This window comes from Candidatus Limnocylindrales bacterium, assembly GCA_035559535.1.
Taxonomy (GTDB): domain Bacteria; phylum Moduliflexota; class Moduliflexia; order Moduliflexales; family JAUQPW01; genus JAUQPW01.
Genome location: DATMBG010000038.1, coordinates 25,941 through 48,977, shown reverse-complemented (window position 1 = coordinate 48,977; position 23,037 = coordinate 25,941). Strand labels below are relative to the sequence as shown.

The following is a 23,037-nucleotide window of genomic DNA, read 5'->3' as shown; positions in this document are numbered from 1 at the left end:
CCTTTGTTTGTTGAGATCTGAGCCGTTAAGGATGCAACAACGGACAAAGGACCACCGAGAACAGACCGGTGAGGTTTTATTCTTTCATCTACCTGATTAGCGAGACCTACGCCAGCATTAAGCAAACTAAACTAACCAATTTTATTGCCATCGTTACCATTGCTGTATCTCTCTCCATCTTTGGCGTTTTCCTTTTGGTCTATGTAAATTTGAATGAAGTTGTTCAGAAGTGGAGTGAGGCCGTTCATATGACCGTTTATCTGAAAGACCCCATATCAGATGAACAGGTCAAAGCCCTTGAAAAGGCTTTAAGTGAGTTAAAACAGATTGAAGCCATTTCCTTTGTTTCCAAGGAAGCTGCTTTGAAGACTTTTCAAGAAAGGCTCAAAGGGCAGGAAAGTTTACTTTCGGGAATGACCGGAAATCCGCTTCCGGCATCTTTTGAAATAAAAATTAAGAAGCGTTATCAAAGTTCGGAAGGAATGAAAGTACTGGCCACTCTTATCGAGAAATTTCAAGGGGTTGACGAAGTTCAATATGGTCAGGACTGGCTGGAAAGCCTTTCGGCAATCGTCAGTTTATTAAGACTGGTAGGCTTTTTTGTAGGAAGTTTACTCTTTATAGGACTGGTTTTTATTATTTCTAATACGATTAAATTAACCCTCTATGCCCGTAAAGAAGAATTGGATATTATGCGGCTTGTCGGCGCTACCGATAGGTTTATTCGAGGTCCTTTTCTCATAGAGGGTATATTTCGAGGGGTTGTTGGATCTTCCTGTTCGCTTTTACTCCTATACCTGGTCTATAATATCTTTATCTCCAGTCTTAACCACTCTTCTTATATCCTGTTCAAATTTTTATCCGTCTCGTTTCTTTCTTCAGACCTCATTATTGGGATTCTTATCTTTGGAGGGCTGATGGGATGGTGTGGAAGTGCCCTTACCTTAAAAAGATTTCTCAATACCTACTAATCAGCTTTTTCGGTTTTAGCTTATCCCTACAAGCCCAGTCTGTAGATGAAAAGATAGAAGCCGAACTTAAACATCTTCAACAGATTCAAAAGGAACTCAAGGAAAAAAAGAAGATTTTCGAGCAGACCCGGGCGGCTGAACAAAATGTTTTATCGCAACTGGAATTGATCGAGAAATCCTTGAATGCCCAGGAGCGTGAACTGCAAATTTACGAGCGTAAGGTTAAAGAGACCGAGAAAAAAATTCAGGAACTGGAAAAAGAACTAAATGAGCTGAATCACCGGCATGAAGAACAAAAAAATCAATTGAATACCCGAATGGTTGCTATTTATAAGTTAGGAAGTTTGGGGTATCTCCGTACCCTCTTTGCAGCCAGGGATCATGAAGATTTAATTCAGCGGATTAAGTATTTAAGTTTAATTGCGAAAAACGATATGACGCTGATAGCCCAGCTCGATGAAAATATCAAAGAGTTAGAAGCCAAGAAAAAAGAACTGGAGTCCTCCAACCAAAAAGCAACGCTATACCGGGAGAAGGTCCGGGTAAAGAAACAAGAAATAGAAGATCAGAAGGCAGAAAAGACCCAGTTTCTGGCCAAATTGAGGGAAGATAAAAATATTTATCAAAAACTTATCGGTGAGTTGGAAGAGTCCTCCACGGAGCTGGAGAATCTGATCACAACGTGGGAAAAAGAAAAGGAAAAAAGAAAAAAAGAAACAGAACCTGCACAAGGTCGGAATACCCAAGAGTTCAAAGTCCCTTCTTCCTTTGTGAAAGGTAAACTCATCTGGCCGGTAAAGGGAAAGTTAATAACGAGATTTGGCAGGTTTAAATATCCAGGGACCAATACCTATACCTTCTATAAAGGGATCGATATAGAAGCTCCGGAGGGAACCCCTATTTACGCGGTGGGGAAAGGGGTTATTAAGTATGCAGACTGGTTTAAAGGTTATGGAAACCTGATCATTTTAGACCATGGTGGGAATTTTTATACGTTATATGCCCATGCAGATGAAGTCTATGTAAAACCCGGCGATGAGGTACAGGCCCAACAAATCCTCGGTAGAGTGGGAAGCACGGATTCTATTAAAGGGCCTTATTTGTATTTTGAGATCCGAGTGGGAGGGAAATCGGTGGACCCCCTGGCCTGGCTGGGTAAAAGTTAGGGTTTAATTTTAACCGGAACTTTATAAATGGTGAAGGGATCTATAAGACTCCCAGCATGGTGATGAGCTGTTTCATTTATGGGGGCAGTTGTATACCGTCTCCCCAAACGCCTTGCTGCCAATGGTTAGGGACCTATTGTTGCTCTAAACCCCGGCAAAAGGTGTTAGAGGGTTTACCGGATATTATCCAGGGAAGTATCTGTAGAGATTGGTATTCTGGGGTAAGATATACGGCAAATTAAATCCATAACGGTATCACACCTCACGTCCGCTGACAATGCTTCTATACCAGCCAGGAGATTGGTAACGCAGGCGCTCGAACTCGGCCTGAGTATACGGAAACAGATCTACCCCCACCGGAAAGCCCACCGGTAAATAGTCTGGGATGCGCTCTCTGAAGGGCTTATCCGAAGAGGACAATATCAAACACAAATCCACATCGCTTCCAACCGTTGGTAACCCCGTTACCCAGGAACCAAACCAGATTACCCGTTTTACCTCTGGATGCTTCTCCCTTAACCAGGCCACATAAGCTTCTACATGGCGTGTGATAACCTCGCGGTTAGCTGATTTGATCACGACAGAACTCAAGGATTGCCTCCGCATATCGAATGGCATTTTGGGCCTCTTCCTCTGTGTAAAAATCCATGGGTGCCCCAGATTCAAATCCGTTGGGGTAACGCATAGGGATATAGTGCTTGTCCAACATCCTGGCGTAGTTTACCAAACTTTCTGAGACCGGGAGGGACGACGGCAGATTTCCTATCAGGGCCGTTAAAGTATGACCCCAAGCCTCCATGCCTAGCTTTTGGAACACAGCCTTCAAGGCTTTTTCCGCGGCCTGATGGGAAGCAAAACAACTCCACTCAAAGTCACGATCTTCCAGGGCGTGACGGGCATGACGCAAATCCGCTTCGGCTGCCTGAACCAGTCGAGATAACGGTTACCCATGTTTTCCTCTCCCTTAACAACAATTATCCCCACACCTCACGTCCGCTGACAAAGCTTCTATACCAGCCAGGAGATTGGTAACGCAGGTGCTCGAACTCGACCTGAGTGTATGGAAACGGATCTACCCCCACCGGTAAATAGTCTGGGATGCGCTCTCTGAAGGGCTTATCCGATGCCAAGCGGAGGAAGGTCCGGAAGGGGGTTCCCACTCAGGTATCTTACTCTTATCCTGCCGCCTAGGCCACCTAACCCCCTTCAAGGTCCATCGTTTTGGTTGAATGCCGGGCAGTTCCGGGTAATGCTCACCCTGACAAAAGATTCACACCAATCTGCTCTAGCCTCTGATATGGCAATTTCAATTAAATAAAAAATGGTATAAGCTCTTAAGTCAGGAGGAGAGTTATAAGTTCTTTATTACAACTATAAAAAATCACCGTTTTATTCCGTCCGGTATGACCAGAGAGAATTTCGATTTGGGATTTTCTAATCCCCAGGAGTTCCGCCAGAAATGCAATCAGAGCTCTATTGGCCTGATGATCGACCGGTGGGGCCGTGATCCTTATTTTCAAAGCCCCTTTATACTCTCCTACCACTTCATTCTTAGAAGCCCTGGGTTGAATATGAACTTTAAGGATTAAACCTTGATCGGTTTGTCGCGTTTCAATCATGGAAATCAGTGGAGACTTCTTGCCAAGTCTATGAGAGATCGAACCAGAAATATTTGCAGGAAGTAGATGGCCAGAATCACAATGAACGGCGTGAAGTCGATGGGATAAGTATACAGGTACAATCGAAGTTTTCTCCGAATGAAACTAAAGACCGGTTCGGTTGCTTTGGTAAAGAAATTTTTAATGGCCTGTGCAGTTGGGTTGTAGGGGTCCAGGGGAATCCAGGATAAAATCACCGCGATCACAACGATCCACCAGTAAAGGGACAACGCCATATCCAGGATTCTGGCTAAAGCCTCAATAAAATTACTGGCGATAAACATGATTAACCTCCTTAGCGACCTAATTCGATAGATCTTAGCGTGGCAGCCTCTACAGCATCCATAAAGATGCCATGCAAGCCCCCTTTTTCTAGAGCATGAAGACCGGCAATGGTAGTTCCACCAGGGGAAGTGACCATATCTATGAGTTTTGCAGGATGCTCTCCGGTTTCAAGGACTAGTTTTGCGGCGCCGAAAACGGTCTGTGCAGCCAGCTTTAAAGCAACTTCCTTAGAAAAACCCATTTTAACGCCGCCATCTGCAAGGGCATTGATAACCAAAAAGATATAAGCCGGACCACTCCCACTTAATCCGGTTACGGCATCGATCAATTTTTCATCCACAATAATCGTTATCCCCACGGCATCGAAAATGGCCTTGGCTGTTTGCAAATCCTCTGGAGAAGCCCACTTACCAGGTGCTATGGCAGAAGCACCGGCCTGAACAAGGGCCGGGGTATTCGGCATGGTACGTACTACCCGAACCCCCGTTTCCAATAAATCTTGAATAGTTTGTAATTTTACCCCTGCCGCAATGGAAATAACCAGCTTATCTCGAGTAACTTCGGGTGCAATATCTGTTAAGACTTCCCTTATATTTTGAGGTTTTACCGCAAGGATGAGAATATCTGCCTTCCGGGCTACGAAAGGATTACTCGGCGAGACCTGAACCGCATATTTTTGACTTAAAAAATCCAGTCGATCTTTTCGGATGTCACTCATGAAAAGATTTTCAGGTTTAATCCCTAAAGGAGAGTTTAACAAACCTTTCACCAAAGCCTCTGCCATATTACCGGCCCCGATAAAAGCAATCTTTTTTTCTTTCAGCATGGCTATAAAGTCTCTGTTCTGAAGTTATTGCCAAGGTCTGGGTCCAAATATAGCCGTCCCGATCCGGACCATATTGGCCCCTTCTTCAATAGCAACTTCAAAATCGTTGGTCATTCCCATAGATAAGAACTTCATTTCAACCTGGGGGATTTTACGTAACTCTTCGGAAATCTCCCTTAACTTCTTAAAATAAGGTCGTGTGTGTTCAGGATTTTCGGCCAGGGGAGGAATGGTCATAAGGCCCTTAATGGCCAATCGGGGAAGGGCTGCGATTTCCTGTACGTTTTCCTGAATTTTTTCCACAGGGAATCCGAATTTGGTTTCTTCATGGGCCAGATTGATCTGAATGAGAATATCCACCGTTTGATTTTTTGCTTCGGCCCTTTTGCTTAATTCCCTGGCTAATTTTAGGCTATCCACCGAGTGAATTAACTGAAAAAGATCCAGGGCCTGTTTAACTTTGTTGGTTTGAAGGTGCCCGATCATATGCCAGGTTACCTTATTTCCAATATCTTTTATTTTTTCCTGGGCTTCTTGAACCCGATTCTCTCCGATATGTTGAACCCCTGCCAAAATAGCTTCCCAAATTCTGGGAACTTCCACCGTTTTCGTTACAGCAACCAGTATAATTTCCTCGGGTTTTCGACCTGCTCGTTGTGCAGCCTTCTGGATTCGTTCTCGGACAAGCTGTAAATTGTCCCGAATTGTCTCTCCCATACTTTTCGTTATGGCTCATCGCCGGTGGCCTTCTGTTTCTTCAGGACTTTTAACCTCTCTTCGACGGTTCTCTTCCATACAGAAGGTAAATTCTCCGATTCTATTTTTTCATAAGTTGCAATGGCTTCCTGGGTTTGTCCCAATGCTTCCTGGCATCTGGCGATGGCCAACAGAATCTCCGCTTTATCCGAAGCAGAGGAGATTTTATCCTGAAACTTTTGATAGGCTTCCAGAGCCTTCTGGTAATCTCCCTTCTGTTCGTAGGCATAGCCTACCCCTTTGGCAGAAGCTATAAAAAATTCTCCCCGGGGATACTTTTCGAGATATTGGGAAAATCCATTGATGGCCTCATCGTAGCTTTCTGCTAGGTAATAAGAGTTTGCCTTATAAAACAAGGCACGTTGGGCACTTTTTGTTCCGGGGTATTGGGTTAAAATCTGATCAAAGGTAGCTACCGCTTTCGGATATAACTCATTGGCTTTATCTTCTGAAGCCCCTGCTTCACGATAAGCTTTCATGCCTTGATATTCCAGAGCTAAAGCTTTTTCCTCCAGATTAGTCCGATAATACCACCAGCCCAGGAAAGCAACACCTAAAACCAGAACAAGGAGAATTGCTCCAATTATATACCTGGAGGAAGATTTAATCGATTCGACAAACTGAGTTCCTGAACCTTTCGTTTCCAATTCCTTGGGAGTATCTTTTTTAACAACCGGTTTAGTTGGTTTCATAATTTTGTCCTAACGGCTTTAGCCATCTCACTTCTGAAGCTACAAATGACTCATGCCTTGTTTACTTAATTTTGACCTCACAGAGCCGTTTCCACTCCCCAACGCCCCTCTCCCACAAGGGGAGATGGGCCGGGGGTGAGGGCCGCTTAAAAGTCAGGCAAAACCAAGTAAACAGTGTACTAAAGCCTGTTCTGAACTTTATTAAATCTTATTACTTCCTTACATCGGATATAGAATAACCACCGCCTGAGCTTCGATGCCTTCTTCTTTTCCAACGAATCCCAAACCCTCTCCTTTTTTAGCTTTAATATTAATCCTGGAAATAGGTTGTTGGGTAAAGTGGGAGATGATTTCGCGCATTTTTTCTATATAATCGGCCAATCTCGGTTGCTCCGCGATAATCACGGCATCCAGATTCCCCACCTGAAAGTGGCGTTGATGTGCAAGAGCTATAACTTCCTGAAGAAGAACGGTACTGGAAATATCTTTATATTCTGGAAGAGAATCCGGGAAATGTTTTCCAATATCTCCTTCTCCCAGGGCTCCCAGAATGGCATCACAGATAGCATGGATTAAAACATCTGCATCGGAATGACCCCATAACCCTTTGGAAAAAGGGATTTCAACCCCACCTAAAACGAGTTTTCGTCCTTCGACGAGCCTGTGGACATCATAACCGATCCCGATTCTCATTTAACTCGTTTTGTAAAATCATTTCGGCCAATACCAGATCTTCCGGTGTTGTAATTTTTATATTGCGATAAGTACCCGGGATGACTTTCACTTTAAACCCCAAACGTTCCAGCAGCATGGCATCATCGGTCCCATAAAAACCATCTTCACGAGCCTTTTCATAAGCAGACCGAATAAGCGGATAATTGAAAGTTTGAGGGGTTTGGACGGCCCACAGCCCGCTCCGGTCAAGGGTCTGAGAAACAAATCCATCCTCAGATACCCGCTTAACTGTATCCTTCACAGGAACCGCCACCACAGCAGCTCCATATTTTCGAGCTTCTTGAATAGACTCAGAAACCATTTCTTCCGTGATAAAAATTCGGACTCCATCATGGATGACCACAATTTCCGTTTCCGAATCCAGAGCTTGCAAGCCGCGGTATACAGAATCTTGTCGGGTCGTTCCTCCTGGGACGATAGACCGGACCTTTTTAAAGTGATATTTATGAACCAGGTCAGACCGGCATTTCTCTATATCTTCCTGTCGGGTTACCAGGACGACTTCAGAGAGACAGTGAAAACTTTCCAATCTGGCAAGAGTATGGGCCAGGACAGGTAGAGAGGCAAGGGGTAAGAATTGTTTTGGAATATTCCCTGTTCCCATTCTCTTGCCACTGCCAGCAGCTACCACGAGAGCAGCAACTCCGGGCATTTATCTGTTATCCACCGTCCGGTGCCCCCCTACCGGTGAGCAACGGACAGCAGAGCGCAATTTAAGATTTATTGGCTAGTTGCCCGAAAATCATTCTACCGGCTGTAGTTTGTAAGACACTGGTAACCGATACACTGACCGTTTTTCCGATAAATTTTTTAGCATTGTCTATGACGATCATGGTTCCATCGTCCAGATAGGCGATACCCTGTCCAAACTCCTTACCCTCCTTCAGAACTACAACCTCGATGACTTCTCCGGGTAACACAACCGGTTTCAAAGCATTGGCTAACTCGTTTACATTGAGTATGGAAACTCCTTGAAGTTCGGCGACTTTACTTAAATTAAAGTCATTGGTGATTAACTTAGCCTGGAGTATTTTTGCCAGCTCGATGAGCTTGGCGTCGATTTCCTTAATTTTAGGAAAATCCCTGTCGTGGATTTCCACCTGCGTGTCAATTCGTTTCTGAATTTTGTGCAAAATTTCAAGTCCTCGACGACCCCGATTTCGTTTTATAGGGTCAGGAGAATCGGCGATATGTTGGAGTTCTTTGAGCACGAATTGCGGAATAATCAAAACGCCTTCCAGAAACCCCGTTTCTGAGATATCGGCTATTCTCCCATCTATGATCACGCTGGTATCAAGAACTTTATAATTTTTGGTGGGGGGAGGAGCTGAAAAGAAGGATTTAATATCCCGAAAATCGAGATTATAGCTCTTCTTCCACCCCAGAACCAGCCCCAAGTAACCAAATCCCAAATGAATAATAAAATAAACATAGGGCGTAATGGCACTTTTTTGTAAAACGATATCCAGTAGTGAATAGACCAGCAGGTTGGCGAGAACGAGTCCGGTTCCTAATCCGAGAAGACCACCTGCAATGACCTGTAAAGGGATTCTTCCTAAATAATTTTCTCCCAGGATAATCAAAAAACCTAAGAAACCCCCTGTAAATCCTCCAAGAATAGATGTATAAAGGGGTCCTCCCAGTTTTTTAGCTCCCAGGTATCCCAGCACAGAAGTCAAACCCACGAATCCTATCTTCCAGATCTTTTGACTCAATTTTTTCACCCCTTACCTTATATAGAATATTTAGAAGCTCATCACCCCCTTACCTCCTCTACCTTTAACAAAAAAACAAGGAGTAATACCTTTTGGTATGATTTTAACCCCTTGTAGGATGATGTTATTAATATAATATCACCTTTCTGGTCTTTTAGAAAACACTAAAATATTTAAACATCGCAATATTTATTGACCAAAGTTTCCGCCTGAGAGGTCTCGATTTTTTTTGAATAGGCAATTTCCTTAACAATCAAGTCCCGGGTGCTATCCAGCATTTTCTTCTCGCCAAAAGAGAGCTCTTTTTCTTTGCTAAGCAGCGTTAAATTACGAAACACTTCGGCAATTTCATAAATAGAGCCGGTCTTGATTTTATCCATATTAAAAAGATATCTCTTGTTCCATTTTGAAGGCATCTTATCGATTCCATCCTTGAGGATATGAAACACCTTCTCAAGCTCCTCTTCCCGGACCACTTGCCTGAGACCCACCTTATCGGCATTGAGGGTGGGAACCATAATTTTAACATCCTTACCATAAATACTGAGAACATAAAAGCTCATCTTTTCTCCTGCGACTTCCTTTTCAACAATTGCTTCTATTCTTCCTACCCCATGGGCCGGATAGACAACCTTATCACCAACTGAGAACATATACTTCCTCCTGATGTCTCCCTACAGTTCCTAGTTTGGCGACATATCCGCTAAACCAAGAACTAAGGGTTAGGGGTTATTAGGCTCTCAAAAGCTTGCACCGTATTTTCCAATAACCTTATGATGGTCATGGGACCGACGCCACCGGGAACCGGCGTAATGGCCGCGGCTTTTGTAGCTACAGATTCAAAATCCACATCCCCTACCAGCCTTCCATCTACCCTATTAATTCCCACATCCACCACCACCGCATTTTCCTTCACCATATCCCCCCTTATAAATTGGGGCTTTCCTATGGCGGCAACGAGAATATCGGCCTGACGGGTATGGGAACTCAGAGATAAGGTTCTGGAATGACAGATGGTGACCGTGGCATGACGGTGAAGTAACATTAACGCAAGGGGCTTACCCACGATATTACTTCGACCCACTACAACGGCATGCCGGCCCTCTATAGGGATGTTATAGTAATCCAAAAGCTCTATAATTCCGGCAGGCGTACAGGGTCTTAGACCGGGTGTATTGGAAACCAGTTTACCCACATTCAGAGGGTGAAAACCATCAATGTCTTTCTCAGGCAAAATAGAGGTTAAAATCTTTTCCTCAGAAATATGCTTGGGAAGTGGGAGTTGGACTAAAATTCCGTGAATCTGTGGATCTTGATTGAACTTGTGAATTAAGTCGAGGAGTTTTTCTTGGGGGGTATGGGCATCCAGCTGATGGTAATAGGATCGAATTCCCACATACTCACAAGCCTTTCGTTTGTTTTGGATATAAATTTGCGAAGCCGGATTATCGCCTACCAAAACGACGGCTAATCCGGGAGACTTTCCATACTTACTCCGTAAGGTTTCTATCTTTTTCTTCAGAGCTTCCCGTATTTGTTCTGAAACGGCCTTACCGTCTATAATCTTCGCCAAAATATCAAAGATTCGATAGCCAGGACTTACAACAGTTACAGAACTTTACGCTGGAATTCCGTAAATCCTGCAAGCCCTGCCTATTCTCTTAATCGGGCACCCAGGGTTCGTTCAAGGCTCTGAATCACTTCACTGTGAACCGAATTGACTTCGGCATCTGTGAGGGTTCTTTCTGGGTTTCTATAAACCAGGGAATAAGCTAAACTGACAAAACCTTTTGCAATTTGCTCCCCCTGATACAAATCGAACAATCTAACATCTTCCAGAATAGGCCCGGCCGCCCTCCGGATTTGGGTTTCAACCTCCTCCGCTTTTACTGTCAGAGGAACTAAAACGGCTAAATCCCGGCGAACAGAGGGAAACTTGGGTAGTGGTTTGAAAGATACCGATGGACGTACATGGGGAATAATCTGATCCAGATTCATCTCAAAAAGATAGATAGGCTGCTCCAACTCATAGACTTCGGCTACCTCGGGATGGATCTTTCCCAGATATCCCACGGTTTGTCCCTCAACTTGAATTTCCGCACTCTGACCGGGATGTAAAAAAGGGATTTGGGCGTTTTGTAGCTTATAAGAAACCTTGAGAATTGAGAAGATATTTTCAAGAACCCCTTTTAGATCATAGAAAGTTACCGGCTTTCTGGCCTCTCCCCAGTAAACCTCTTCTCGATAACCTCCCATCACACCGGCTACGAAAAGAGGTTCTTCGGGTAATAGGGCTATTTCGCGGGCTGACCCGGTTTCCCCACCGACCCTGGAAACAGATCCGTCCCTATGTATAAAAACCCGACTGATCTCGAAAAGCCTTAAAGAATCTACATTATATTTGAAATTCAGGTGAGCATTTTGAAGAAGATGAGGAATAAGGGTAGTCCTGAGTTGATTCTGCTCTTCAATAATGGGATTTTCTAAGGTAACGGTCTTTCTTCGATAGTCTGATTCGGGTATTTTGAGTTTATCCAGAGCAGATTTACCCATAAAACTATAATTGATAACCTCATAAAAGCCCTCACCGATAAGAACCTGCTGAACCAGGCTTTCTACTTTCCGGGAGATTTTTTCATCCTGGGGAACAATCCTTCCCGAAGGAAGGGTGGAAGGGATCTTATCGTAGCCATAGATTCTTCCGACTTCTTCAATGAGATCAATCTCACGGGTGATATCGGAGCGATGGGAAGGGACTTCCACATCGAGGATTTCATCGGATTTCTCAGAAACCGAAAATTCTAAACTTACCAGGATAGATTTCATCTGTCGGGCGGTCAGGTCGACACCTAAAATCTGTTGAGCCCGCTGAGTTCGAAGGGATAGCCGGGTTGGAGAGAAAGGAACAGGAAATTCATCGATAATTCCCGACGCAACCTCCCCTCCGGCTACTTCCTGAATAAGTTGCGTTGCCCGTTTGAGCGCAATGGGGGTTCCTAAGGGATCAACCCCCCTTTCAAATCGATAACTGGCCTCGGTACGTAATCCTAATTTTTTTGAAGTCCTGCGAATACTCTCGGGGGAGAAAAAAGCACTTTCCAAAAGAATCTGTCGGGTGGTATTCTCCACCTCCGTATTGAGCCCTCCCATGATCCCTGCAATGCCTATGGCCCTCTTCCCATCGGCAATCACCAGCATTTCAGGATCCAAAATCCGTTCGACTCCATCCAATGTTGTAAGTTTTTCATTTTCCCTGGCCTGTCGTACTACAATTCGGTGATTTTCCAATTTATCAAAATCAAAGGCGTGGAGCGGTTGACCCCATTCCATCATGACGTAGTTGGTCACGTCGACCACATTGTTAATGGACCGAATTCCCACCGCTTCTAATCGACTTTTTAACCAGGCCGGAGAGGGTTTTATCTCTACCTGACGAATTAAACTGGCGGTATAGCGGGGGCATAGGGAAGGAGCCTGGAGGGTTACAGAGGTAAACTGGGAAATAGGCGCACCCGGGGCCTGAAGGGTTATAGAAGGTTTTTTAAGCACGCCATTGGTTAAGGCGGCGACTTCCCGAGCTATCCCAATCAAACTGAGGCAATCCCCCCGATTGGGAGTGATGGCAATTTCTAAAATAATATCCTGGTGCTCCGACAAGACCTCCGATAACGGAACTCCTACCGGGGTCTGTTCAGGAAGAATCAGGATTCGATCGGCAATCTCACTCAGGCCTAGTTCCTTCTCGGAACAGATCATCCCCTGGGAGAGAACTCCCCGGATTTTGGAGGAAGTTATCCGGGTTCCATCGGCCAGTTCGGCTCCTTCCAGGGCCAGCGGGACCTTAGCTCCTACCACCACATTGGGAGCCCCACATACTACCGAAAATTCGTGTCCAGGACCCGCTTCTACCAGGCAAATGGATAATTTATCCGATTGGGGATGTTGTTGAATTTGTCGGATTCGACCTACCACGACCCCCTGGAAACCAGGAGATTGTCGAAGGATACTCTCCACCTGCAGGCCTGCTCTGGTCAAGCTCTCTGCGATCTCTTCCACCGATAAAGGGGAGTCTACATAATCTTTTAGCCAGCTATAACTTACTTTCATTTCTGGAGGCTGGAGACTTAATCTGTCTACCGGACAGGCCGGGGTGCATGCTTAGAGCCCGGAGACCGGGGTTGGAAAACCGGCCACAAACAAGTCTCCGGTCTCTGGTTCCCGGCTTAGAATTGTTTCAAGAATCTCAAATCACTTTCAAAAAACAATCGGATATCATCGATCCCATACTTTAACATGGCAATTCGCTCCACACCCATGCCAAAGGCAAATCCTGTATACTTTTCCGAATCATAATTCACGGCTTTAAAAACGGCTGGATCTACCATCCCACACCCCAGAATCTCTAACCAGCCGGTTTGGGAGCATACCCGACAGCCATTTCCCTTGCAGATCATACAAGAGATATCCACTTCTGCACTGGGCTCCGTGAAGGGGAAGAAACTGGCTCTAAAACGGAGCCGCGTTTCTTTACCAAACATCTTATGGACGAAGACTTCCAGGGTCCCTTTGAGATCCCCCAGGGTAACCTTCTCATCGACCAGAAGCCCCTCGACCTGATGGAACATGGGACTATGGGTGATATCCGAGTCGTGGCGATAGACCTTACCTGGCACGATGACCCGGATAGGGGGCTTATGGGCTTCCATAACCCGAACTTGAACCGGGGAAGTATGGGTTCTCAACACGATATCCTCGGAGATATAGAAAGTATCTTGCATATCCCTGGCCGGATGGTTCTTAGGCATGTTTAAAGCTTCAAAATTATAATAATCGTACTCAACCTCAGGGCCTTCTGCGATAGCGAAACCCATTCCCTGGAATATCTCCTTGATCTCGTCGGTTATCTGGGTAAGGGGATGCTTTCGACCATAAGGTGGCCGTCTTCCGGGTAGGGTAATATCTATCCGTTCCTGCTCCAAGGCCCGCAACTGAGCATTTTTCTTGATCTTAAGCTCCATCTTCTCATAAAGCTCGTTGAGCTCATCTTTGAGAAGATTCATCGCACTTCCTATCTGAGGTCTTTCCTCCGGGGACAGTTCTGAAAGTCGTTTAAGTAACCGGGTGACCGAACCCTGACGACCCAGGTATTTCGCCTTGATTTGAGACAATTCTATCTGGTTTTGAGCACTTTGGAACTCTTTTTGAGCCTCTGCCCTTATGGAGCTTATCTCGGTTAAAATCTCGTTGAGACTACTCACCCGATTAAAGGGGAAAGGCGAAGGGGAAAAGGTAAAGATTCTTTACCTTTTCCCCTTCGCCTTTCCCCTTCGTCTTTAAGAGGTAGGCTGAAGGGTATTTTTGGAGAGTTGGACCAAATCGGAAAAAGCCTGGGGATCCCGAACGGCCATATCGGCAAGGACTTTTCTATCCAGTTTTACCTGCGCAAGTTTAAGCCCATACATGAACTGGCTATAAGAAAGTCCATGTTCCCTTACTCCGGCATTAATACGGGTAATCCATAATTTTCTGAAATTTCTCTTCCGGGTCCTTCTATCTCGATAAGCATAGCGTAAAGACCTCATGACAGCTTCTTTGGCTGTCCTGAATAACCTGTGTCTACTCCCTACGAAGCCTTTAGCCAGCTTTAAAATCTTCTTCCTTCTTTTTAATCTTTTATTTCCACCTTTAACTCTAGACATGAATTTAAAACATAAAACGTAAAACGTAAAAAAGTAACCAACTCCCAAGAGGCCGCAAACTCTTTACGTTTTACGTTTTATGTTTTAGGCATAGGGTAGCAACCGTCTGACCTTTTTCAGATCTTCCGTTGAAACGAGGGTATTTTGTTTGAGTCTTCGCTTTCTCTTCCTGGATTTTTTAGTCAAAATATGGCTCCCGTAGGCCCGTTCTCTTTTGAACTTTCCGGAAGCTGTTTTTCTAAACCGTTTAGCAGCAGACCGTCTTGTTTTGATCTTCGGCATTTTTAAATAAAACACAGCAGGGGTTAAAAGTTAGAATCTTTAACTTAGGAACCCCTGGCTTCTGACTCCTGATTTACGTTTTAGCCTTTTGTTCCGTACCTTTAGCCTTTGGTACAAGGATCATACTCATGGTTTTTCCTTCGAGCTTAGGTTTTTGCTCGACCACTCCAAATTCTTTTATATCCTCAGCAATACGCTCCAGCATTTTCTGTCCAAGGTCGGCGTGCATCATTTCCCGGCCCCTGAATACCACCGAAACTTTAGCTTTATTACCTTCCTTGAGAAATCTGATCAGATGTTGAAGTTTGAATTGATAATCGTGTTCATCGGTCTTAGGCCGAATTTTGATTTCTTTTATGTGGATAACGACCTGTTTTTTCTTAGCTTCCTGCGCCTTTTTGCTTTGCTGGTACTTATATTTTCCATAATCCATGATGCGACATACAGGCGGGGTCGCACCAGGCGCTACTTCTACGAGATCCAGATCAACCTTTCGGGCCTCTTCCAAAGCCTTTTCTAAAGGCATAATCCCCAGTTGCTCGCCGTCTTGGTTAATAACCCTTACTTCTCGGGCTCGAATTTTTTCATTTACTCTGGCAACTTCCAGTATGTATTCCCCCGTAAGGTCAAACGATCTTGAGGATTAAAGATTTCTTCACTTTCTTTTCTCAAGGATCGTTCAACGCAACGCTCTTACCTGATCTTTAAAGGCTGCTCCTCCAGATCAGGAATTTTTTTACCGACTCAAAGGATAAGGACAAACAAATAAAATTAATGGTAGGCACGGATGGGATTGAACCATCGACCTCTACCGTGTCAAGGTAGCGCTCTCCCACTGAGCTACGTGCCTACTAAATAAAGGTTAAAAAGAGGAAAACTCCTCTCTTAACCTTTAAAAGAGTAACATTCTATCCAAAAGTTGTCAAGTGGAAAAGTTGGTAAAGTCACCGGAATCCTACCAAAACTTGATTACTTTAACTCCAGGCTTTTGCCCTCTACCACCCGCCGGGCCAGTGCAATGAAGTCATCCAGGGGCATGGCCTTGAGATCCTCTCCGGTACGCAGACGGACGGCAACGGCTTTGGCCTCCATTTCCTTATCCCCTACGATTAACATGTAAGGGATCTTCTGGAGTTGGGCATCTCGAATCTTTGCATTCATCCGCTCTGAACGGTCATCAACCTCAACCCGGAACTTCTCGGCCTGCAGGCGTGAGGCCACTTGAAAGGCATAATCCCGGTGACGATCTGAGATGGTAATAACTTTTATCTGAACCGGTGCCAGCCAAACCGGAAAGGCTCCGGCATATTGCTCGATCAGAATTGCAAAAAAGCGCTCCAGGGAACCCAGCGGAGCCCGATGCAACACGACGGGTCTTTGGGGTTTACTTTCGGAGTCCATATACTCCAGTTGAAAGCGCTCTGGCAGTTGGAAATCTACCTGAATCGTGGTACACTGCCATTTGCGACCTAATGCATCCCGAATCATAATGTCCAGAGCAGGTCCGTAAAACTTGGCTTCCCCTTCTGCGACAATATATTTCAGATGGCGCGAATCCAGCGCGTCTTTGATGGCCCGTTCGGCATTTTCCCACTGGGCATCATCACCCAAATACTTGGATTTGTTGCGGGGATCCCGGACCGAAACCCACATCTCAAACTCCTGAAATCCGAATACACCAAATTGATAAAGGGCCTGATCCAGCACATGGAGAAATTCATCCTTAACTTGATCGGGTCGGGCAAAAATATGGGAGTCATCCTGGGTAATCATGCGTACACGCAGAAGGCCCGTTAATTCACCAGATTGTTCACGACGATACACCGTGGCCGTTTCGGCAATCCGAATCGGTAGATCTTTATAGGAACGTAACTGGGACTTATACACCATCATATGCATGGGACAATTCATGGGTTTGACCAGGTATTCTACCCCCTCGATGTCCATGGGTGCATACATCTTATCACTGTACAAATCCCAGTGACCGCTGGTAATCCATAATTGTTTTTTGCCGATATGGGGAGAGTAAACATGTTGGTACCCTCGCTCGACCTGATTCTGATAGACAAATTCTTCGATCAACTTTCGAACCTGAGCCCCTTTGGGGAGCCATATGGGCAATCCCGATCCCACTTCTTCGGGTAAAATAAATAACTGCAATTCTTTTCCTAACCTACGATGATCCCGCTTTTTAGCCTCTTCCAACGTCCAGAGATACCTGTCCAGATCGGCTTTGGAGGCCCAGACGGTCCCATAGATCCTTGTCAGTTGTGGGTTTTTTTCATTACCTCGCCAATAGGCTCCGGCAATACTTAAGAGTTTAAAGGCATTTTCCGGAATCTGACCGGTATGACTCACATGGGGTCCCGCGCACAAGTCTGTAAAGTGATCGTGGGAATAAATGGAGACCGTTTCACTGGGTTTTGCATCTTCTTCCCCATGGGTACCCAACTCACCCCTGGCAATTCCTTCGATCAGCTCTAATTTGTATGGTTGATCCCGGAAATATTCCCGAGCTTCTTCAATGGACATCTCCCTATGGATAAAAGGATGGTTCCCACGAATAATTTCACGCATTCGTGCTTCGATCCGAGGGAGATCCTCCGGGGTAAGCGGGCGTGGCAGCTCAAAATCGTAGTAGAACCCATTTTCAATGGCTGGTCCGATTCCGATCTTCGTACCGGGAAATAAGTCCATGACCGCCTCGGCCATAATATGTGAGGTCGAATGGCGCAGCGGTTTCAGTTGATCTACCTTTTCCTTTTCATTGGCCATTGACTTTTTAATCAAAGCCCACCACAAAGGACACGAAGGAAGTAGAAGAGTATGGGAGTGTGGAAGTGGAGGATATGGAAGACCCCCATCCCCCCCCCACTTCCACACTCCCATACTTTTTACTTATTGTGCTCCGGGCCTTTATGATAAGCACTTACTTTTAACCTGGATTAAATCACCTTTTTCTCTCTCAGCAATCGGATCTTTTCCTCACTGTAACCTAACACCTGCTGTAGGATTTCTTCTGTATGTTGCCCCAACAGGGGAGGTGGTAACTCTATGGCTCCAGGAGTTTCGGATAATTTAATAGGAATCCCGGTCATTTTCACCTCTCCAACGGTCGGGTGTGGCAGGGAGACAATCATCTCCCGAGCCAGAACTTGCGGATCCTGACAGACTTCGGCTACATTTTTAATTCGACCGCAAGGGATTCCGGCGGCTTCCAGTTTAAGGATCCACTCCTGGACCCTTTTTCCTTTAAAAAGGGGATTGAGAATGGAATTAAGCTCTTTATGATTTTGAACCCGGTCTGCATTGCGTCGGAACCTGGGATCATCCCTTAAGTCCGGTCTTTCGATAACCTCACAAAACCTGGCCCATAACCCTTCTGTCCCAACGGCGATATTGATATACCCATCGGCCGCTTCATAAGTTTCATAAGGCACAATCGCAGGGTGCTCATTTCCCCTTCGCATGGGGGCTTTACCCGTAGCAAAGTAAATACCCGCCTGATGGCTGAGGAGGGCTACCTGACCGTCCAACATGGAAATATCTACTTTCTGACCCCTTCCCGTCCGCTCTCTAACCAACAAGGCAAGAAGAATCCCATGAAATGCCAGCATCCCCGAGACCATATCGGCTTGAGAAACTCCAACCTTCATGGGAGGTCCCTGAGGATCCCCCGTCAAACTCATAATCCCACCCTCCCCTTGAAGAACCAGATCGAATCCGGGCTTATCTTTACTCGGCCCGGTATGTCCAAATCCGGAAACCGAACAATAGATAATCCGGGGATTTAACTCACGAACCCTCTCATAACCGAATCCCAATTTATCCAGAACTCCAGGTCTAAAGTTTTCCAGCATCACATCGGATTTCTGAATAAGTTCCCTTAAAATTTGTTGCCCCTCTTTCTGTTTCAAGTCTAAGGTCAGGCTTTTCTTGTTCCGGTTTATACTCAGGAAGTAAGAACTCTCTCCTTGGATAAACGGAGGTCCCCAACCCCGGGTCACATCCCCTTCCTCAACGGATTCTATCTTGATAACTTCGGCACCCATATCTCCCAACATCATAGAGCAATAGGGACCTGCTAAAATTCTGGATAAATCTACTACACGAATATAGTCCAGGGGTTTCATGTAAGGAGAGTATGGGAGTATGGAAGTGGGGAAGTGAGGAAGTGGGGGTATGGGGGTGTGGGAGTGAGGAAGTGGGAAAGTAGGGGAATGACTATATCCCCATACTTCCTCACTTCCCCACTTCCATACTCCCATACTCTCATACCCCCATACCTTCATACTCCCATCTGTATTAAGTAGCCGCAACGGGCACGCCATATACGTATTCGTTCAACATTTTAAGCTCTTCCTCCTTCTCCATCTTATCCAGCCATAGAAGGTCCCTCAGCGAGATAACTCCGATTAACTTTCGATCCTGGGATACCACCGGAAGATGTCGGCAATTTAACTGCTTCATCTTCCGAATGCAGTTTTCGTAACTCTCGTTGGTATCAATAACGACCACATCGGTGGTCATGACATCCCCTACGGGAGTTGACTTGGGGTCCAGTTCTTTTACAACGACCCGGGTCATGAGATCCCGTTCGGAAAAGATGCCTAAGATGCGATCCCCCTCCACAACCGGTACCGCTCCTACCTGACAATCTGTCATGTAACGCGCAACCTCGAATACCGTTTGATCTTTAGCTACGGAACAGGGAACCTGATCTTTTATAATATCGCTGATGGTTTTCATAACGCACCCCCTAGGCCTATGGATAAAGCCTGTCTTCTTAAGGACAAAGAGGCCTTACCCCTCTATTTTCGAGAAAAGCCTTTTACCTGAGATTTCCCAGGTGTTAAAGTAAACTCTTCGGGGAGAAGAAGTTTTTAGCGTACATGCTTCCATTCTAAAATTATGGAGGAACGGCGCCGGGTTGTCAAGGGGAATTCGTGAGCCGGTTAATGGATACAGACCCCGGTGAAACTAAAAACTTGACAAGCCATGCGGGCCGTGGCATATGTAGTATCCAGGATGCCTACTTTCTTTTATAAAGCAACGGATACGTCAGGTAAAATTATCGATGGAACCATCGAAGCCAGGGATGAATCTGTCGTGGTAGATCGACTCCACGAGCAAGGATACTATCCCATCCAGATCGGTCTTCCCTCGGCGACGCGAGAGGATTTCCCCTCTGAGGGGAGAATAAGGTCTCTTCTGGGTCGGATTGGTGGAAAGGATGTTTTAAACTTTACCCAACAACTGGCTATTCTTCTGGAAGCTGCAGTACCTTTGGATGTCAGCCTGAGCACCCTGGTCGAATTGAGCCGAAAGGGAAAATTCCAAAATCTGGTTCGAAAAATCCTGGAGGATGTCCACACAGGGGTTACTTTCTCGGACAGTCTGGCCAAACACCCCTCTGTCTTCTCCAAGATGTATGTCCGGATGGTGAGATCCGGAGAAGCCGGCGGAAATTTAAGTACGGTCCTCTCTTACCTTGCAGAATTCCTGGAAAGATCCCAAAGACTTCGGGAAGAGATCATTTCTGCCCTGATTTATCCCATTCTGATTACCCTGGTCAGCCTTGGAGCTATTGGAATCTTGATTACGACGGTGGTTCCACGATTTGCTACGATTTTTGAGAATATGGGTCAACAAATGCCCGTGACTTTATCCGTATTGATTTTATTGAGTGAGGGCATCAAAAGTTACTGGTGGGCGGGATTGGGAACCCTCTTGGCGGGTATTCTGCTTTACCGACATTTTATAAAAGATCCTGAAATCCAATTAATACTGGATAGCTGGAAATTAAAAATCCCCCTGGTAAAAAATTTCGTTCAAGGTAAAGAAGTAGCCAGGTTTTCCCGAACTTTAGGAACCTTGATGGCCGGAGGGGTTCCTTTATTATCGGCCCTTCAAATCGTTCGAGAAGTCGTCGAGAATACCTATATAGCTTCTCAAGTCCGCGGCATCAGCGAAAGAATCACAGAAGGCCAAAACATCTCCCGTCCCCTGGGGGAAAGTCAGGTTTTTCCTCCTATGGCCGTACGCATGCTGGCCGTGGGAGAAGAGGTCGGAAAATTGGTGGAGATGCTCTTTAAAATTGCAGATATTTACGACGAGGAGGTCCGTAGAACCCTTAACCGCTTCATTCGACTCATCGAACCCTTGATCATCGTCATTATGGGACTGATTGTGGGCTTGCTGGTCTACTCCATTGCAACGTCGATTTTTAGTATCAGCAATATACCCTTTTAGAAACTATCTCAAAACCTTGAACAGATCTAACGGTACCGGGCAAAAAGAATTAATTAACAGATTTATGGGTCTTGAAGGGAGTGTCCGGTATTTAAAAAAAAATAAAGGTTTCTCCCTTATTGAGATGGTCATAGTTTTGGTCATTGCCTCTTTCATCCTGGCTACGGTGACTCCCTCTCTTTTTAAGAGTCTTGCCAACCTGGAACAGAGGACGGCCATTAATAAACTCACTACCACGTTACGCTATGCAAGAAGCCAGGCGGTAACCATGAAACAACCCTATCAGGTGTACTTAGATCTGACGAGTTATAGTTACTGGCTGGCTCCTGTAGAGGGTCCGGATCCTGCCTCTTCTTCTAATCCTGCTAAGGAAATTGAGGTGCCTGCTACCGCAACCCCTCTGGAAGCCCAGCTTAAAATCGAGAAGGTCTTGCTGGGTCCTAAGAAAGAGATTACGTCGGGTACGGCAGCCATTGTGTTCTATCCTCGTGGAGACTCCTCCGGGGGAGAGATCATTCTTAAAGATAGTTATAATATTCTCCATACCATCGTGGTCGATCCCCTGACCGGGAAGGTAAAACTGAAAAAATGAGTTTTTTGGTCCGTGGTTTGTGGCTTATCACCTGCCATTCAAAATACCCAATTCATCGTCTTTGGCTTTTAAGGGAAGGAAAAAAAACAACGGCTAAGGAGCCATGGACGCCGGAGGGGGGGTTTACCCTCCTGGAAATTATCATCGCGCTGACCATACTCAGTATCGGTCTGATTTCGGCCATCGAAGTCTTTTCCCACGACTTGAGATTGGTTCTCTCTTCCAAGGAATATACCCAGGCTTTGACCCATGCTCAAGAGTTGATAGAAGAATTGGATCTCAATCCCCTGACGGAAGGCACGGAGGCCGGGGAATTTTCCGATGGCTACAGGTGGCAAAGAACGGTTACGCCCTATTCTCTGGACAAGGAGGAGTCCTCTTCTCCGGTTAGAATGTTTGAGGTGAAAGTCACCGTCTCCTGGTCTTCTGGGAATAAGACGCGGGACGTAGAATTGACTACCTTACGAACCGTTTTGACAAAAAATGAGACGAAAGGTGAAAAAAAATAAAAAGCAACAGATAACCCCAGGGGCCCGAACAAAAAATGAAAGTCTCAAAGAGGCAACAGCCATGGCCCCGATCCCTGCGCTTTTCCCTTCTGAGAAGGGATTCACTTTGCTGGAAATTCTGATTGCCATTTCTATCCTCAGCCTTATTACGGCTATTATAGCCAGTAGCCTCCATATAGGAATCCTTTCCTGGGAGCGAGGGGAGGGAGCGACGGAACGGTATCAGCAGATTCGGATTCTGACCGATGAGATGGTCCAGCAACTTAAATCGCTTTATCCTTACAAATTTCAAAAGGCGGGTAATACAAAACCTCATTTGATCTTCTACGGCGAGGAACATAGCCTGGGTTTCACGACAACCCTCGTCCAAGGCTCCAAAGGAGAGCGGGGAGGAGGCCTCATGTTTGTCTACTATGATCTGGATAACGAAAGGGGATTGATAAAAAGAGAGAAAATCGTATTTACCGGGGATATTTCAATCAAAGATTTAGGAGATCCCATCGAATTGGACCCCGAGGTTTCTGAGCTCAGGTTTGAGTACTATGAAAAGAACAAAAGAGATCCCCAATCCGGACGCTGGGTTAATAGTTGGGATGGAAAGTCCAAGAACCAGTTACCCAAAGCGATTCGTGTCACCCTGGGCTTCCCTCGTAAAGGAAAAGCCGGCTCTTCAAACGCATCCCTGGAGGAAATCACCTTTACCGTTCCTATCCTTATCGAGCCTAAACCCGACCCGTTTTCTGTAAATCCAACCCTTCTTCAACCGAATCTTACCGGTCCCAACGCCAACCCCCTCCTGGTTACTCCGCCTCAGTCTAACATTACCGGTCCTAATGCCAATCCCCTTCTGGTCGGCCCGCCTAATTCACCCCTGGAATTTGAAGGTCAGGAGAAATAAA

General features: G+C 45.6%; 26 protein-coding genes and 1 tRNA gene. 6 read left to right on the top strand and 21 right to left on the bottom strand.

The window, feature by feature from the left end; all coding sequences use genetic code 11:
- Positions 1–68: 68 nt before the first annotated feature.
- Both ftsX and VNM22_13835 read left to right on the top strand, forming a co-directional pair.
- Complete coding sequence (gene ftsX / locus VNM22_13840; GenBank protein HWP48241.1) at positions 69–971, top strand: permease-like cell division protein FtsX; 903 nt, start codon at positions 69–71, stop codon at positions 969–971.
- Positions 923–2,137: a peptidoglycan DD-metalloendopeptidase family protein gene (locus VNM22_13835; GenBank protein HWP48240.1), complete on the top strand. Its 1,215-nt coding sequence runs from the start codon at positions 923–925 to the stop codon at positions 2,135–2,137. Before ftsX ends, VNM22_13835 begins: the two co-directional genes overlap by 49 nt.
- 255 nt (positions 2,138–2,392) lie before the next feature.
- Here the strand turns inward: VNM22_13835 and VNM22_13830 are convergent, their stop codons facing one another.
- The 21 genes from VNM22_13830 to VNM22_13730 form a co-directional block, all read right to left on the bottom strand.
- Positions 2,393–2,755, bottom strand: a complete 363-nt coding sequence (locus VNM22_13830; protein ID HWP48239.1) for a nucleotidyltransferase domain-containing protein — start codon at positions 2,753–2,755, stop codon at positions 2,393–2,395.
- Positions 2,700–3,044, bottom strand: coding sequence for a HEPN domain-containing protein (locus VNM22_13825; GenBank protein ID HWP48238.1), 345 nt, complete (start codon positions 3,042–3,044; stop codon positions 2,700–2,702). Before VNM22_13825 ends, VNM22_13830 begins: the two co-directional genes overlap by 56 nt.
- A 427-nt stretch (positions 3,045–3,471) precedes the next feature.
- A complete protein-coding gene (locus VNM22_13820) occupies positions 3,472–3,756 on the bottom strand; it encodes a DUF167 domain-containing protein (GenBank protein ID HWP48237.1) in 285 nt (94 codons plus the stop codon).
- Positions 3,757–3,761: 5 nt separating this feature from the next.
- Positions 3,762–4,079, bottom strand: coding sequence for a YggT family protein (locus VNM22_13815; protein ID HWP48236.1), 318 nt, complete (start codon positions 4,077–4,079; stop codon positions 3,762–3,764).
- An 11-nt stretch (positions 4,080–4,090) separates the two neighbouring features.
- Positions 4,091–4,906, bottom strand: coding sequence for a pyrroline-5-carboxylate reductase (gene proC, locus VNM22_13810; GenBank protein ID HWP48235.1), 816 nt, complete (start codon positions 4,904–4,906; stop codon positions 4,091–4,093).
- Between the two features lie 24 nt (positions 4,907–4,930).
- Entirely contained in the window at positions 4,931–5,623 is a 693-nt protein-coding gene (locus VNM22_13805; protein ID HWP48234.1) for a YggS family pyridoxal phosphate-dependent enzyme, read from the bottom strand.
- 8 nt (positions 5,624–5,631) lie between these two features.
- Positions 5,632–6,354, bottom strand: coding sequence for a tetratricopeptide repeat protein (locus VNM22_13800; GenBank protein ID HWP48233.1), 723 nt, complete (start codon positions 6,352–6,354; stop codon positions 5,632–5,634).
- Positions 6,355–6,573: 219 nt separating this feature from the next.
- Positions 6,574–7,047 (bottom strand): 2-C-methyl-D-erythritol 2,4-cyclodiphosphate synthase, encoded by a 474-nt coding sequence (gene ispF / locus VNM22_13795; GenBank protein HWP48232.1) that lies wholly within the window; start codon positions 7,045–7,047, stop codon positions 6,574–6,576.
- Positions 7,025–7,741 carry a 2-C-methyl-D-erythritol 4-phosphate cytidylyltransferase gene (gene ispD, locus VNM22_13790; GenBank protein ID HWP48231.1) on the bottom strand — a complete coding sequence of 239 codons (717 nt, stop codon included), beginning with the start codon at positions 7,739–7,741 and terminating at the stop codon, positions 7,025–7,027. The genes ispF and ispD overlap by 23 nt, the downstream gene beginning before the upstream one ends.
- A 61-nt stretch (positions 7,742–7,802) precedes the next feature.
- Positions 7,803–8,804, bottom strand: coding sequence for a PIN domain-containing protein (locus VNM22_13785; GenBank protein ID HWP48230.1), 1,002 nt, complete (start codon positions 8,802–8,804; stop codon positions 7,803–7,805).
- 173 nt (positions 8,805–8,977) lie between these two features.
- Complete coding sequence (locus tag VNM22_13780) at positions 8,978–9,457, bottom strand: CarD family transcriptional regulator (GenBank protein HWP48229.1); 480 nt, start codon at positions 9,455–9,457, stop codon at positions 8,978–8,980.
- 62 nt (positions 9,458–9,519) lie between these two features.
- A complete protein-coding gene (gene folD, locus VNM22_13775; protein ID HWP48228.1) occupies positions 9,520–10,377 on the bottom strand; it encodes a bifunctional methylenetetrahydrofolate dehydrogenase/methenyltetrahydrofolate cyclohydrolase FolD in 858 nt (285 codons plus the stop codon).
- An 80-nt stretch (positions 10,378–10,457) separates the two neighbouring features.
- On the bottom strand, positions 10,458–12,911 hold the full coding sequence (gene pheT, locus VNM22_13770) for a phenylalanine--tRNA ligase subunit beta (protein HWP48227.1): 2,454 nt from the start codon (positions 12,909–12,911) through the stop codon (positions 10,458–10,460).
- 116 nt (positions 12,912–13,027) lie between these two features.
- Positions 13,028–14,062, bottom strand: coding sequence for a phenylalanine--tRNA ligase subunit alpha (gene pheS, locus VNM22_13765; GenBank protein HWP48226.1), 1,035 nt, complete (start codon positions 14,060–14,062; stop codon positions 13,028–13,030).
- A 75-nt stretch (positions 14,063–14,137) separates the two neighbouring features.
- Positions 14,138–14,503 carry a 50S ribosomal protein L20 gene (gene rplT / locus VNM22_13760; protein HWP48225.1) on the bottom strand — a complete coding sequence of 122 codons (366 nt, stop codon included), beginning with the start codon at positions 14,501–14,503 and terminating at the stop codon, positions 14,138–14,140.
- A gap of 84 nt (positions 14,504–14,587) precedes the next feature.
- Complete coding sequence (rpmI, locus tag VNM22_13755; protein ID HWP48224.1) at positions 14,588–14,785, bottom strand: 50S ribosomal protein L35; 198 nt, start codon at positions 14,783–14,785, stop codon at positions 14,588–14,590.
- Between the two features lie 73 nt (positions 14,786–14,858).
- Complete coding sequence (gene infC, locus VNM22_13750; protein HWP48223.1) at positions 14,859–15,392, bottom strand: translation initiation factor IF-3; 534 nt, start codon at positions 15,390–15,392, stop codon at positions 14,859–14,861.
- A gap of 168 nt (positions 15,393–15,560) precedes the next feature.
- A tRNA-Val gene (locus VNM22_13745) sits at positions 15,561–15,635 on the bottom strand.
- Between the two features lie 119 nt (positions 15,636–15,754).
- Positions 15,755–17,575 carry a threonine--tRNA ligase gene (thrS, locus tag VNM22_13740; GenBank protein HWP48222.1) on the bottom strand — a complete coding sequence of 607 codons (1,821 nt, stop codon included), beginning with the start codon at positions 17,573–17,575 and terminating at the stop codon, positions 15,755–15,757.
- A 155-nt stretch (positions 17,576–17,730) separates the two neighbouring features.
- Positions 17,731–19,077, bottom strand: coding sequence for a CoA transferase (locus VNM22_13735; protein ID HWP48221.1), 1,347 nt, complete (start codon positions 19,075–19,077; stop codon positions 17,731–17,733).
- A gap of 13 nt (positions 19,078–19,090) precedes the next feature.
- The gene (locus tag VNM22_13730) at positions 19,091–19,534 is read right to left on the bottom strand and encodes a CBS domain-containing protein (GenBank protein ID HWP48220.1); all 444 of its coding nucleotides are present in this window, start codon (positions 19,532–19,534) and stop codon (positions 19,091–19,093) included.
- 279 nt (positions 19,535–19,813) lie between these two features.
- Between VNM22_13730 and VNM22_13725 the strand changes: the two genes are divergently transcribed.
- The 4 genes from VNM22_13725 to VNM22_13710 all read left to right on the top strand — a co-directional run bounded on the left by VNM22_13725 (position 19,814) and on the right by VNM22_13710 (position 23,036).
- On the top strand, positions 19,814–21,037 hold the full coding sequence (locus tag VNM22_13725) for a type II secretion system F family protein (GenBank protein ID HWP48219.1): 1,224 nt from the start codon (positions 19,814–19,816) through the stop codon (positions 21,035–21,037).
- Between the two features lie 64 nt (positions 21,038–21,101).
- The gene (locus VNM22_13720) at positions 21,102–21,629 is read left to right on the top strand and encodes a GspH/FimT family pseudopilin (protein ID HWP48218.1); all 528 of its coding nucleotides are present in this window, start codon (positions 21,102–21,104) and stop codon (positions 21,627–21,629) included.
- Positions 21,626–22,138 carry a prepilin-type N-terminal cleavage/methylation domain-containing protein gene (locus VNM22_13715; protein ID HWP48217.1) on the top strand — a complete coding sequence of 171 codons (513 nt, stop codon included), beginning with the start codon at positions 21,626–21,628 and terminating at the stop codon, positions 22,136–22,138. Before VNM22_13720 ends, VNM22_13715 begins: the two co-directional genes overlap by 4 nt.
- On the top strand, positions 22,125–23,036 hold the full coding sequence (locus VNM22_13710) for a type II secretion system protein GspJ (protein HWP48216.1): 912 nt from the start codon (positions 22,125–22,127) through the stop codon (positions 23,034–23,036). Before VNM22_13715 ends, VNM22_13710 begins: the two co-directional genes overlap by 14 nt.
- Position 23,037 lies beyond the last annotated feature (1 nt).

Bases quoted from the DNA above. Each gene is read 5' to 3' on its own strand.
- VNM22_13835 (HWP48240.1), top strand. From the start codon at position 923: ATGGTGTGGAAGTGCCCTTACCTTAAAAAGATTTCTCAATACCTACTA.
- VNM22_13830 (HWP48239.1), bottom strand. From the start codon at position 2,755: ATGCCATTCGATATGCGGAGGCAATCCTTGAGTTCTGTCGTGATCAAA.
- VNM22_13820 (HWP48237.1), bottom strand. From the start codon at position 3,756: ATGATTGAAACGCGACAAACCGATCAAGGTTTAATCCTTAAAGTTCAT.
- VNM22_13815 (HWP48236.1), bottom strand. From the start codon at position 4,079: ATGTTTATCGCCAGTAATTTTATTGAGGCTTTAGCCAGAATCCTGGAT.
- proC (HWP48235.1), bottom strand. From the start codon at position 4,906: ATGCTGAAAGAAAAAAAGATTGCTTTTATCGGGGCCGGTAATATGGCA.
- VNM22_13805 (HWP48234.1), bottom strand. From the start codon at position 5,623: ATGGGAGAGACAATTCGGGACAATTTACAGCTTGTCCGAGAACGAATC.
- VNM22_13800 (HWP48233.1), bottom strand. From the start codon at position 6,354: ATGAAACCAACTAAACCGGTTGTTAAAAAAGATACTCCCAAGGAATTG.
- ispF (HWP48232.1), bottom strand. From the start codon at position 7,047: ATGAGAATCGGGATCGGTTATGATGTCCACAGGCTCGTCGAAGGACGA.
- ispD (HWP48231.1), bottom strand. From the start codon at position 7,741: ATGCCCGGAGTTGCTGCTCTCGTGGTAGCTGCTGGCAGTGGCAAGAGA.
- VNM22_13780 (HWP48229.1), bottom strand. From the start codon at position 9,457: ATGTTCTCAGTTGGTGATAAGGTTGTCTATCCGGCCCATGGGGTAGGA.
- pheT (HWP48227.1), bottom strand. From the start codon at position 12,911: ATGAAAGTAAGTTATAGCTGGCTAAAAGATTATGTAGACTCCCCTTTA.
- rplT (HWP48225.1), bottom strand. From the start codon at position 14,503: ATGTCTAGAGTTAAAGGTGGAAATAAAAGATTAAAAAGAAGGAAGAAG.
- rpmI (HWP48224.1), bottom strand. From the start codon at position 14,785: ATGCCGAAGATCAAAACAAGACGGTCTGCTGCTAAACGGTTTAGAAAA.
- VNM22_13735 (HWP48221.1), bottom strand. From the start codon at position 19,077: ATGAAGGTATGGGGGTATGAGAGTATGGGAGTATGGAAGTGGGGAAGT.
- VNM22_13730 (HWP48220.1), bottom strand. From the start codon at position 19,534: ATGAAAACCATCAGCGATATTATAAAAGATCAGGTTCCCTGTTCCGTA.
- VNM22_13725 (HWP48219.1), top strand. From the start codon at position 19,814: ATGCCTACTTTCTTTTATAAAGCAACGGATACGTCAGGTAAAATTATC.
- VNM22_13720 (HWP48218.1), top strand. From the start codon at position 21,102: ATGGGTCTTGAAGGGAGTGTCCGGTATTTAAAAAAAAATAAAGGTTTC.
- VNM22_13715 (HWP48217.1), top strand. From the start codon at position 21,626: ATGAGTTTTTTGGTCCGTGGTTTGTGGCTTATCACCTGCCATTCAAAA.